The following is an 11,592-nucleotide window of genomic DNA, read 5'->3' as shown; positions in this document are numbered from 1 at the left end:
CAACCTTCTCCGCCTGCTTCGGCGCCGCATTCCTGACGCTGCACCCGACGCAGTATGCCGAAGTGCTGGTGAAACGCATGGAGGCCGCCGGCGCCCAGGCTTACCTGGTCAACACCGGCTGGAACGGTACCGGCAAGCGCATCTCGATCAAAGATACGCGCGGCATCATTGACGCCATCCTGAGCGGTGAAATCGACAAGGCGGAAACCGTCACCCTGCCGATCTTCGATCTGGCGATGCCGACCGCGCTGCCGGGCGTGAACCCGGAGATCCTCGATCCGCGCAATACCTACGCCAGCCTCGAGCAGTGGCAGGAAAAAGCGCAGGATCTGGCCGAGCGCTTCATCACCAACTTCGACAAATACACCGACACGCCTGCGGGCGCCGCGCTGGTCAGCGCCGGCCCTAAGCTGTAATTCGGTAGCGTTACCTCTTCAGCTAAGGCGCGGATCCCGCGCCTTTTTTTATTTTCAGTGATTGCTTTTTAACCAGTAAGGCGAGAAAATAAGTCAATGCAATCATTGATAGCAAAGGAGGTTTCAATGGCTACTATCACTGTCAGAAATCTGGACGACGAAATCAAAGAGCTGCTGCGTATTTCAGCGGCGAAAAACGGCCATTCCATGGAAGAGGAAGCGCGCATGATCCTAAAACAGGCGCTGGTGAAAAAGCCGCCGCGCTATGGGTTGGGTACCTGGATGCATCAGCACTTCGCCGAGTTCGGCGGCGTCGAGCTGGAGATCCCACCGCGTGACGCCGTGCCACCACGCATCGTCACCTTTGATGATGAAGATGACAACGCATGATTATTCTCGACACCAACGTCATTTCGGAGACGCTGCGCCCCAGTCCGTACTACAACGTCATTAACTGGTTAAATGAAAAGGACAATGACGAGCTCTATCTGAGCGCCATTGTCCTGGCCGAACTGTTCAGCGGCGTCGCCTGCATGCCTGACGGCAAGCGCCAGCGGGATCTCAAGCTCAAATTGGCGGACGCGATTGAATTGAAGTTCGAGGGGCAGATATTGCCGTTTGATGGGCTGTGCGCGATGCAATACGCGGAATTGACGGCAAGGAATCGGCTTCTGGGTAAAGCGATGAGCATGCCGGATACCCAAATCGCCGCCACCTGCCTGTATTACGGTGCCGTCCTGGCCACCCGCAACACCAAAGACTTCCTCCACTGCGGCATCGAGTTAATCGATCCGTGGCAGGCGCCGACCGGCCGTCGGTTGCATGAGGATGCGGCGGAATACTACGTGATGAGCAGGAAGTCCTGACGGGGCCGCAGCAACGCGGCCCGCGCCAAGAGCGTCAGGCATTTTCCCTGGCGGTTTGATGGCCGTTGGCCGACTCTTTTTTCTCCATCGGCAACGGAATATACGCGCGGATCAATAGCCCGCCGCGTTCGCTGGTGCCGATATCCAGTTCGCCGTCGTGCGCGTCGATAATGCGCTGCACGATCGCCAGTCCCAGACCGGTGCCGCTGGTGCTGCGCGCGCTGTCACCGCGTACGAACGGCTGCAACAGATGCTTCAATTCTTCCGGCTTGATGCCCGGGCCGTCATCCTCTACCTGGAACCAGCCGCGCTGCAGCTCGCGGCCGCTGCTGACCTTGATCCAGCCGTTGCCGTAACGCGCCGCGTTCACCACCATGTTCACCGCCGCCCGCTTAATCGACAGCGGATGCACGTTCATCATCAGCTCGCCCGGCGACAGCGCGGTTTCAATTACCCGCTCATAGCCGCTCTCCGCCGCGACCACCTCGCCCAAAATGGCGTTCAGATCGCTGCTTTCGGTCGGCATCTCCTGCCCGGTGCGCAGATAATCGATGAACTGCTCGATGATGGCGTTGCACTCTTCGATGTCTTTATTGATCGACTCGGCCAGATAGCCGTCTTCGGCACTCATCATCTCCGTCGCCAGCCGGATGCGCGTCAACGGCGTGCGCAGGTCATGGCTAACCCCGGCCATCAGCAAGGTGCGGTCATCCGCCAGCTGCTTGACGCCCGACGCCATCTGATTGAATGCGCGAGTCACCGACCGCACTTCGGAAGCGCCATACTCGCGCAGCGGCGGCGGAATGATGCCCTTGCCCACCTGCAGCGCCGCATGTTCCAGCTCCACCAGCGGGCGGTTTTGAATGCGGATAAACAGCCAGGCGCCGCCGATCGCCAGCAGCATGATCGCCAGCGTATAGCGGAACAGCGGAGAGAAGTCGCCCTGGTGGATTTCCGTCAGCGGTACGCGCACCCAGATATCGGGCTGCAGCCAGGTTTTCAGCCACACCACCGGGGAGTTCTTGTTCACCTCCCCCCGCACATCGGTCGGCCCGCCGAGCTGCTGCGCCATCTGCTGGCTGAGGAACTGGTAGTGCTGCGCCCAGCGCAGGCCGCTCTCCTCCGCCGCCGAGTTGGTGTAGAGAGAGATGCCCAGTTCGCGGTAGATCTCACGGCGGAACGCCGGCGGTACTTCCAGCAGCGTGCCATCCTCCAGCTGCAGCCGATCGGTCATCAGCATACGCACTTCGTACGCCAATACCTTGTTGAACTGCTGCAGGCTGGGCAGGATGGCGAAGTTCAGCACCACCAGATAGGTCGTCACCAGGCTGACGAACAGCAAGGTGACGATCAACAACAGGGTTCGGGCAAACGAGCTACGCGGTGAAAAGCGCAATCGCCTCATGCCTTGCTGCCGTCCGGGACGAACACGTAGCCGAGACCCCAAACGGTCTGGATATAACGCGGATGCGCCGGATCTTCTTCCACCATGCGGCGCAGGCGCGAGATCTGCACGTCGATGGAGCGCTCCATGGCGCTGTATTCGCGGCCACGCGCCAGGTTCATCAGCTTATCGCGCGACAGCGGTTCACGCGGGTGGCTAACCAGCGCCTTCAGGACCGCGAACTCGCCGCTGGTCAACGGCATCGGTTCGTCTTCGCGGAACATCTCGCGGGTGCCGAGGTTCAGTTTGAATTTGCCGAATGCGATCACCGCCTCTTCCTGCGAAGGCGCGCCCGGCAGTTCGTTAGCCTGGCGGCGCAGCACCGCACGGATGCGAGCCAACAGCTCACGCGGGTTGAACGGCTTAGGAATGTAGTCGTCGGCGCCGATTTCCAGCCCCACGATGCGATCGACCTCTTCGCCTTTGGCGGTGACCATAATGATCGGCATCGGGTTGCTCTGGCTGCGCAGGCGGCGGCAGATGGACAGCCCATCTTCGCCCGGTAACATCAGATCGAGCACCATCAGATGGAAGGATTCACGGGTCAGCAAGCGATCCATTTGCTCAGCGTTGGCAACGCTGCGAACCTGGAAGCCCTGCTCGGTTAAATAACGTTCTAAAAGCGCGCGCAGGCGCATGTCATCATCGACAACCAGGATCTTATGATTCTCTTGCATGGTATTACTCCCAAAGGCTTTATTGCCTGACTCGAATATTGTTAGAAAACCTTGCCATTTGAGACAGCGTTTAATGGTATGCATTCTAGACGAAATTGTTACAAAGCTTATTCTTTTCCCCATTTATCAACAATTTTCATCGAATGTCGACGGGGGTTCGTCAAAATTTCGCCCTTTATCGGCGCAATGTGGGGCGGCGGCCCAATTTTATGCAATTTCGCCACCGGCGAACCGCACGGTGGCGTTTTGAGGGCGAGTCAGGAAGTCTGCAGGAAACGCGCCAGTTGCCGGCGCAGCTGCCGGTTCTCTTGCTGCAGCGTATCAACCCGGTCGAGCAGCGTCAGCGCCATGGCGATCCCCGGCCAATCCAGATCCAGCTCGGCCCGCAGCCTGCGCGCCCGCTGCAGATGGCTCAGCGCCGGGTAATCGAACTCCCAGCTCGGCTGCGCCGGCTCCAGCGGCACGATTACGCCCAGGCCGACGATTTCGACCAGCTCATCCTCTGAAATCTCCACCCTCTGACACAGTTCCACCACGGTGAATGTGATCTCTTTTTTCATCATGTGCTTTACTCCCATTCCGCGCGCGGGTTGAACGCCGCCTGTTCAGCCAGTTCTCGCCACAGGGCGCTGGCCTTCTCGTTCGGCTTCGGCGGCATCACCACCTTGAGAATGACATACAGATCGCCGGGCTCTTTCTTGCCCGCCAGCCCCTTGCCCTTGACCCGCAGCCGTTTGCCGCTCTGGCTACCGGCCGGCACGGTCAACGCGATTTTGCCGGTCAGCGTTGGCACCTCGATGCTGGCCCCCAGCGCCGCTTCCCACGGGGCGAGCGGCGCCACGATGCTCAGGTTGTGGCCGTCAATCTCGAACAGCGGATGCGGCGCGAGGCGGATGACCAGATACAGGTCGCCGTTCTGGCCGCCGCCCACGCCGGCAACGCCCTGCCCCTTGAGGCGAATGCGCTCGCCGTCGCCCACGCCGGCCGGGATTTTCACGTTCAGCGTTTTGCTGGCTTCGCTCACCTGCCGCCCCAGCTCGTCGTACACCGGCAGCTTGTAGGAGATCTCGCGGCTTTGGCCATGCAGCGTTTCCTCGAGGAACAGCGGCCCCTCCATCTCGAGATCCTGGCCGCGGAAGCCATGCCCGCCGTGCGAGTGCGAAGCGGAGCGGTGCCCGCCCCCCGCACGCCCGCCGAACATGCTTTCGAAGAAATCGGAGAAGTCTTGCGCGTCGGCGCCGCCGCCGTGCCATGAAGCGCTCTGCTGATAGCCGCCGCGATCGCCGCGCGCCTGGCGGCCAAAGTTCGGATCGTTGCGGTGCAGCCGGATCTGATCGTACTCGGCGCGGCGCTCTTCGTCCTTCAGCACCTCATAGGCTTCGGCCAGCTCCTTGAATTTGCTCTCGGCGTCTTCCTCGGTGCTCACGTCAGGGTGATATTTACGCGCCAGCCGGCGGTAGGCCGTTTTGATGGTTTTCAGATCGGCGTTGGGCTCGACGCCCATCGTGGCGTAGTAATCTTTAAATTCCATGCGGTAATACCTTCAATGTGTTGGGTTGTGCGCCAAAATTCCTTGTCTCTCTCGCCAGATATCCTCCTTTCGTCACATTCCTTTTCCGCTATCGCTAAGCATACTCCCGATTGTTAAAAGCTGCGCAAACTGAATAAAAACCGTGCGACAACGTGCAGGCCCGCGCACCATTTCTAAAGCCCTGCGCATTCACGTACACTGTGGCGGTGGCCCCATAAAGATAAATCACGATGAGAACTCAACTGATAACCCGTGAAGGGTATGACAAGCTCAAACAAGAGCTGGATTACCTCTGGCGCGAAGAACGCCCCGAGGTGACCAAGAAAGTGACCTGGGCCGCCAGCCTGGGCGACAGAAGCGAAAACGCCGACTACCAGTACAACAAGAAGCGGCTGCGCGAAATTGACCGCCGCGTCCGCTATCTGACCAAATGCCTGGAGCAGTTGAAGATCGTCGATTACTCCCCGCAGCAAGAAGGCAAAGTGTTCTTCGGCGCCTGGGTGGAAGTAGAGAACGAAGACGGCGAGACCAAACGCTTTCGCATCGTCGGTTACGACGAGATCTTCGGCCGCAAGGATTACATCTCCATCGACGCGCCGATGGCGCGCGCCCTGCTGAAAAAAGAGGTCGGGGACGTCGCCACCGTTAATACGCCGCTGGGTGAGGCACAGTGGTACGTGAACGAGATAGACTACCCGAAGTAAGCTTTCAGCTTTTTCCGAACCGCCGCCAACGCCGCCGCCTGCGCAGTTCTCCACGCCACGGCCGCGCGGCGGCGGCCCGCTCCACTGGCATTTTCCCCGATCAATCCGTATAACTGTCCCCTGTTTATTCACCGTTCTCAATACAGATACCAGACCTATGAATGACCCACTGAGCCGCATTATTGCAACAGAACTGCAGGCCCGGCCGGAGCAAGTCGACTCCGCCATCCGTCTGCTGGATGAAGGTAATACCGTGCCCTTTATTGCACGCTATCGTAAGGAAGTCACCGGGGGCCTGGACGACACCCAACTGCGCCAGCTGGAAACCCGCCTGGGTTATCTGCGTGAACTGGAAGATCGTCGCCAGACCATCCTGAAGTCGATCGATGAACAGGGCAAACTGACCGAACAACTGGCGGGGGCGATCAACGCCACGCTGAGCAAGACCGAACTCGAAGACCTCTACCTGCCGTACAAACCGAAGCGCCGCACCCGCGGCCAGATCGCCATCGAGGCCGGTCTGGAACCGCTGGCGGACGCGCTGTGGCAGGATCCGCAACAGCAGCCGGAACAGCTGGCTGAACGCTACGTCGATGCCGACAAGGGCGTGGCGGACGTCAAAGCCGCCCTCGACGGCGCGCGCTATATCCTGATGGAGCGCTTCGCCGAAGATGCCTCGCTGCTGGCCAAGGTGCGCGACTACCTGTGGAAAAACGCCCATCTGGTGTCCAAAGTGGTCGAAGGCAAGGAAGAAGAAGGCGCCAAGTTCCGCGACTATTTCGATCATCACGAACCGATTTCCCAGGTGCCTTCGCACCGCGCGCTGGCGATGTTCCGCGGCCGCAACGAAGGCGTGCTGCAGCTGGCGTTGAACGCCGATCCGCAGTTTGAGGAAGCGCCGCGCGAAAGCCAGGCGGAGCTGATCATCATCAATCACCTCAACCTGCGCCTGAATAACGCCCCGGCCGACGCCTGGCGCAAGGCGGTGGTCAACTGGACCTGGCGCATCAAGGTGCTGCTGCACCTGGAAACCGAGCTGATGGGCACGGTGCGCGAACGCGCGGAAGACGAAGCGATCAACGTGTTCGCCCGCAACATGCACGATCTGCTGATGGCCGCGCCGGCCGGCATGCGCGCCACCATGGGCCTCGATCCGGGCCTGCGCACCGGGGTGAAAGTCGCCGTGGTCGACGCGACCGGCAAGCTGGTCGCCACCGACACCGTCTACCCGCACACCGGGCAAGCGGCCAAAGCCGCCGCCATCGTCGCGGCGCTGTGCATCAAACACAATGTAGAACTGGTGGCCATCGGCAACGGCACCGCTTCGCGTGAGACCGAGCGCTTCTATCTCGACCTGCAAAAGCAGTTCGGCGACGTCCGGGCGCAGAAAGTGATCGTCAGCGAAGCGGGCGCGTCGGTGTACTCCGCGTCCGAACTGGCGGCGCTGGAATTCCCGGATCTCGACGTGTCGCTGCGCGGCGCGGTATCCATTGCCCGTCGCCTGCAAGATCCGCTGGCGGAGCTGGTGAAGATCGACCCGAAATCCATCGGCGTCGGCCAGTATCAGCACGACGTCAGCCAGAGCCAGCTGGCGAAGAAACTGGACTCGGTGGTGGAAGACTGCGTAAACGCCGTCGGCGTCGATCTGAACACCGCGTCGGTGCCGTTGCTGACCCGCGTGGCCGGCCTGACGCGCATGATGGCGCAAAATATCGTCAACTGGCGCGACGAGAACGGCCGATTCAGCAACCGTGAACAGCTGCTGAAGGTCAGCCGTCTGGGGCCGAAGGCCTTCGAACAGTGCGCCGGCTTCCTGCGCATCAACCACGGCGACAACCCGCTGGATGCTTCTACCGTTCACCCGGAAGCCTATCCGGTGGTGCAACGCATCCTGGCCGCCACCGAGCAGGCGCTGCAGGATCTGATGGGCAACGCCTCCGCAGTGCGCAGCCTGAAAGCGGTTGATTTCACCGACGACAAGTTCGGCGTGCCGACGGTCACCGACATTCTGAAAGAGCTGGAGAAGCCGGGCCGCGATCCGCGTCCGGAGTTCAAAACCGCCACCTTCGCCGAAGGCGTGGAAACCCTCAACGATCTGCAGCCGGGCATGATCCTGGAAGGGTCGGTCACCAACGTCACCAACTTCGGTGCCTTCGTGGATATCGGCGTGCATCAGGACGGCCTGGTGCACATCTCCTCGCTGGCGGACAAATTCGTCGAAGATCCGCACACCGTGGTGAAAGCCGGCGACATCGTCAAAGTGAAGGTGATGGAAGTCGATCTGCAGCGTAAACGCATTGCGCTGAGCATGCGCCTGGATGAGCAACCGGGCGAGGGTTCACCGCGTCGCGGCGGCAACGCGCCTGCCCAGACGCGCGACAACGCCAACCGTTCGGCAGGCGGCAACAAGGCCAAACCGCGCAACGCGGCGCCGGCCGGCAACAGCGCCATGGGCGACGCGCTGGCGGCGGCTTTCGGCAAGAAACGCTAAGTCAGACCAACAGGGCGGAGCCTGCTCCGCCCTTTCCAATGAAGAAAACTTGCGGCATTTTTGACCCGCCTCAATAAACCTTCATCTTTTTATTTCCCGTTCTTGTGTGACCGTCCTCCCATTATTCAGGCAACAAAAACCCCTTCTGCAGCCGTTTATTAACAACTCCGTTAACACGTATTTTTCATCTCGCGAATTGCGAACGAAACACAAATGGTTACCGCTCGCATTACGCCGGAATAATGTTATTGAATTGCCTTTCGGGGGAAATAAATAAAGGGAAAAAACCATCGAAGTTTGCAAACGAGAAAACTAGGCTACAAATACGTAACTGATTTAACTCGCCATTCTCATTTGTTCCCGCTCGCCAGCGGTGGTAAAACGTCATTAATCAAGGCAACGCCATCAAAAACTGTCGTCGCCATAATAATTGGTTACAATACCCTTACTTTTTGTATTGAACGCGGTAATGATAATTACTATTATTTGCGCTCACTTTATTGCATGACCTTATGGATGAATACCGCCGACGGCGTGGCATTTTCGCCGGCAACGTCCAATTATCATCAGCCCGATGTTCATCGGCACCCGGAAGGTTAATCACATGCAGCTTCAACCTAAACGCACGTATAAGATTGTCGGCTTTTCCGGTGAAATTGCGCCGGCCTACCGTCAGAAACTGTTATCGCTCGGCATGCTGCCCGGCTCTTCGTTCGACGTGGTGCGCGTCGCGCCGCTGGGCGATCCTATAGAAATTAAAACTCGCCGCGTCAGCCTGGTGCTGCGCAGGAAGGATCTGGCGCTGCTGCAGCTCGACGGCCAGTCCTGAGCCGGCACGCCCTCCGTTTGCCGACGCGCCCTTGCGCCGGCGCTGTTCTCCTTGAAGACGACACGCTGAACTATGAAAAAACTCACCATCGGCTTAATCGGTAACCCGAACTCCGGCAAAACCACGCTGTTCAACCAGCTGACCGGCGCACGCCAACGGGTCGGCAACTGGGCGGGCGTGACGGTCGAACGCAAAGAAGGCCATTTCACCACCCCGCAGTCCGACGTGCGGCTGGTCGATTTGCCGGGCACCTATTCCCTAACCACCATTTCAGAACAAACCTCGCTCGATGAGCAGATCGCTTGTCACTACATTTTGAGCGGCGACGCCGATCTGCTGATCAACGTGGTCGACGCCTCCAACCTGGAGCGCAACCTCTATCTGACGCTGCAGCTGCTGGAGCTGGGCATTCCCTGCATCGTGGCGCTAAACATGCTCGACATCGCCACAAGCCAGCATATCGATATCGACGTCGCCGCGCTGTCGGCGCGCCTCGGCTGCCCGGTGGTGCCGATGGTCTCCACCCGCGCCGACGGCATCGGCGTGCTGAAACAGATGATCGACAATCACCACATCAACGAACAGCAGACGCTGGTGAACTATCCGCCGCTGTTGCTGAAAGAGGTCGCCACGCTGAGCGACGCCATGCCGCAAACGCTGCCGGCAGTACAGCGCCGCTGGCTGGCGCTGCAGATGCTGGAAGGCGACATCTACAGCCACCGGCTGGCCGGCCCCGCCGTCGCACTGCTGCCTGCGGCCACCCAGGCGTTGCAACAGCAGCAGCAAGAAGACCCGGCGCTGGTGATCGCCGACGCGCGCTACCAGTCTATCGCCGCCCTGTGCGACGCGGTCAGCAACTCGCAGCAGGCGATGCCCAACCGCCTGACCGAGATGCTGGATAAAGTGATCCTCAACCGCTGGCTGGGTGTGCCGATCTTCCTGCTGGTGATGTACCTGATGTTCCTGCTGGCGATCAACATCGGCGGCGCGCTGCAGCCGATCTTTGATATCGGCTCGGCGGCGATCTTCATTCAAGGCATTCAGTGGCTCGGCTACACCCTGCACTTCCCCGACTGGCTGACCGTTTTCCTGGCGCAGGGCATCGGCGGTGGCATCAACACCGTGCTGCCGCTGGTGCCGCAGATCGGCATGATGTACCTGTTCCTGTCCTTCCTGGAGGATTCCGGCTACATGGCGCGCGCGGCGTTCGTTATGGATCGCCTGATGCAGGCGCTCGGGCTGCCGGGCAAATCCTTCGTGCCGCTGATCGTCGGCTTCGGCTGCAACGTGCCGTCCATCATGGGTGCCCGGACGCTGGACGCCCAGCGCGAGCGCCTGATTACTATCATGATGGCGCCGTTCATGTCGTGCGGTGCCCGTCTGGCGATCTTTGCGGTGTTCGCCGCCGCCTTCTTCGGCCAGGACGGCGCCGGGGTGGTGTTCTCGCTGTACATGCTCGGCATTGCGGTGGCGATCCTCACCGGTCTGGTGCTCAAATACACCATCATGCGTGGCGAGGCCTCGCCGTTCGTGATGGAGCTGCCGGTCTACCACGTGCCGCACCTGAAAAGCCTGCTGCTGCAAACCTGGCAGCGTCTGAAAGGCTTCGTGCTGCGCGCCGGTAAGGTGATCGTGGTGGCCAGCATGTTCATCGGCGGCCTGAACAGCTTCTCGTTCAGTGGCAAGACGGTCGACAATATCAACGACTCCGCGTTGGCCTCGGTCTCCAAGGTGTTGACGCCGCTGCTGCAGCCGATGGGCGTCCACAGCGATAACTGGCAGGCCACCGTCGGTCTGGTGACCGGCGCGATGGCGAAAGAAGTGGTGGTCGGCACGCTGAACACGCTGTACACCGCCGAGCACATCAACAAAGAGGCGTTCGACGCCGCCAACTTCAACCTGCTCGATGAGCTGGGCGGCGCGCTGAACGAAACCTGGGACGGCCTGAAAAACACCTTCAGCCTGAGCGTGCTCTCCAACCCAATCGAAGCCAGCAAGGGTGACGGCGAGATGGGCATCGGCTCGATGGGCGTGATGAGCAGCAAATTCGGCTCCGGCATCTCCGCCTACAGCTACCTGATCTTCGTGCTGCTGTATGTGCCTTGCGTCTCGGTAATGGGCGCCATCGCCCGTGAATCGAGCCGCGGCTGGATGACCTTCTCGATTCTGTGGGGGCTGAACGTGGCCTACTCGCTGGCGACGCTGTTCTACCAGGTGGCCACCTTCAACCAACACCCGCAGTACAGCCTGACGGCGATCCTGGTGGTGCTGGCGGTGAACCTGCTGGTGCTGTTCGGCCTGCGCCGGGCGCGCAGCCGCGTTACGGTGCGCCTGGGCAACGCTACGCCGGCGGCCTGTTGCCAGGGCGCCAAGGGGAACTGTCACTGATGGCCGGGCTGCTGCAGGTGCGCGATGCACTGGCGCTGCTTGGCAGCGCTCAGGCGCAGCAGCTCAGCCAATTGCTGGCGACGCCGCTGCCGTTGGTGCAGGCGATGCTGGACCGTTTGGCGGCGATGGGAAAAGTAGAGCGTATCGAACAGGATGACGGCGCCTGTCTGAGCGGCAGTTGCAAAGGCTGCCCGCAGGGCCAGGGGTGCAGCACGGTTTTCTACCGGCTGAAGGCCTAACGATCAG

12 protein-coding genes are annotated in these 11,592 nt (G+C 60.4%); 8 read left to right on the top strand and 4 right to left on the bottom strand.

All coding sequences use genetic code 11. The annotated features are described in order from the left end of the window. The 3 genes from HMPREF3138_RS11715 to HMPREF3138_RS11705 form a co-directional block, all read left to right on the top strand. Window positions 1-416, top strand: a 416-nt coding sequence (locus HMPREF3138_RS11715; RefSeq protein WP_139145147.1) for a phosphoenolpyruvate carboxykinase (ATP), incomplete at its 5' end; no start/stop codon positions are given. A gap of 126 nt (window positions 417-542) precedes the next feature. Next, window positions 543-806 (top strand): FitA-like ribbon-helix-helix domain-containing protein, encoded by a 264-nt coding sequence (locus tag HMPREF3138_RS11710; RefSeq protein WP_004930730.1) that lies wholly within the window; start codon window positions 543-545, stop codon window positions 804-806. Continuing rightward, a complete protein-coding gene (locus tag HMPREF3138_RS11705; RefSeq protein ID WP_038878166.1) occupies window positions 803-1,282 on the top strand; it encodes a type II toxin-antitoxin system VapC family toxin in 480 nt (159 codons plus the stop codon). The genes HMPREF3138_RS11710 and HMPREF3138_RS11705 overlap by 4 nt, the downstream gene beginning before the upstream one ends. 34 nt (window positions 1,283-1,316) lie before the next feature. Here HMPREF3138_RS11705 and envZ read toward each other — a convergent pair whose 3' ends face one another. The 4 genes from envZ to cbpA form a co-directional block, all read right to left on the bottom strand. After that, the gene (envZ, locus tag HMPREF3138_RS11700) at window positions 1,317-2,687 is read right to left on the bottom strand and encodes a two-component system sensor histidine kinase EnvZ (protein WP_070559070.1); all 1,371 of its coding nucleotides are present in this window, start codon (window positions 2,685-2,687) and stop codon (window positions 1,317-1,319) included. After that, entirely contained in the window at window positions 2,684-3,403 is a 720-nt protein-coding gene (ompR, locus tag HMPREF3138_RS11695; protein WP_004709363.1) for an osmolarity response regulator transcription factor OmpR, read from the bottom strand. The genes envZ and ompR overlap by 4 nt, the downstream gene beginning before the upstream one ends. Before the next feature lie 257 nt (window positions 3,404-3,660). Continuing rightward, complete coding sequence (locus HMPREF3138_RS11690; protein ID WP_038878171.1) at window positions 3,661-3,966, bottom strand: chaperone modulator CbpM; 306 nt, start codon at window positions 3,964-3,966, stop codon at window positions 3,661-3,663. Between the two features lie 5 nt (window positions 3,967-3,971). Next, window positions 3,972-4,934, bottom strand: a complete 963-nt coding sequence (gene cbpA / locus HMPREF3138_RS11685; RefSeq protein WP_070559068.1) for a curved DNA-binding protein — start codon at window positions 4,932-4,934, stop codon at window positions 3,972-3,974. Window positions 4,935-5,164: 230 nt separating this feature from the next. Between cbpA and greB the strand changes: the two genes are divergently transcribed. The 5 genes from greB (at window position 5,165) to HMPREF3138_RS11660 (ending at window position 11,585) form a co-directional block, all read left to right on the top strand. Continuing rightward, window positions 5,165-5,638: a transcription elongation factor GreB gene (gene greB, locus HMPREF3138_RS11680; RefSeq protein ID WP_038878177.1), complete on the top strand. Its 474-nt coding sequence runs from the start codon at window positions 5,165-5,167 to the stop codon at window positions 5,636-5,638. A gap of 157 nt (window positions 5,639-5,795) precedes the next feature. Next, complete coding sequence (locus HMPREF3138_RS11675; RefSeq protein WP_038878180.1) at window positions 5,796-8,129, top strand: Tex family protein; 2,334 nt, start codon at window positions 5,796-5,798, stop codon at window positions 8,127-8,129. Window positions 8,130-8,733: 604 nt separating this feature from the next. Further along, window positions 8,734-8,958, top strand: coding sequence for a ferrous iron transporter A (feoA, locus tag HMPREF3138_RS11670; RefSeq protein WP_038878234.1), 225 nt, complete (start codon window positions 8,734-8,736; stop codon window positions 8,956-8,958). Between the two features lie 72 nt (window positions 8,959-9,030). Beyond that, entirely contained in the window at window positions 9,031-11,346 is a 2,316-nt protein-coding gene (feoB, locus tag HMPREF3138_RS11665) for a Fe(2+) transporter permease subunit FeoB (RefSeq protein WP_038878183.1), read from the top strand. Continuing rightward, window positions 11,346-11,585, top strand: coding sequence for a FeoC-like transcriptional regulator (locus HMPREF3138_RS11660; RefSeq protein WP_038878186.1), 240 nt, complete (start codon window positions 11,346-11,348; stop codon window positions 11,583-11,585). The genes feoB and HMPREF3138_RS11660 overlap by 1 nt, the downstream gene beginning before the upstream one ends. Window positions 11,586-11,592 lie beyond the last annotated feature (7 nt).

Origin of the sequence: Serratia sp. HMSC15F11, from assembly GCF_001808215.1 — a bacterium.
Taxonomy (GTDB): Bacteria; Pseudomonadota; Gammaproteobacteria; order Enterobacterales; family Enterobacteriaceae; genus Serratia; species Serratia nevei.
The sequence above is the reverse complement of the archived record's forward strand: the minus strand, read 5'-3'. Positions and strand labels throughout refer to the sequence as shown.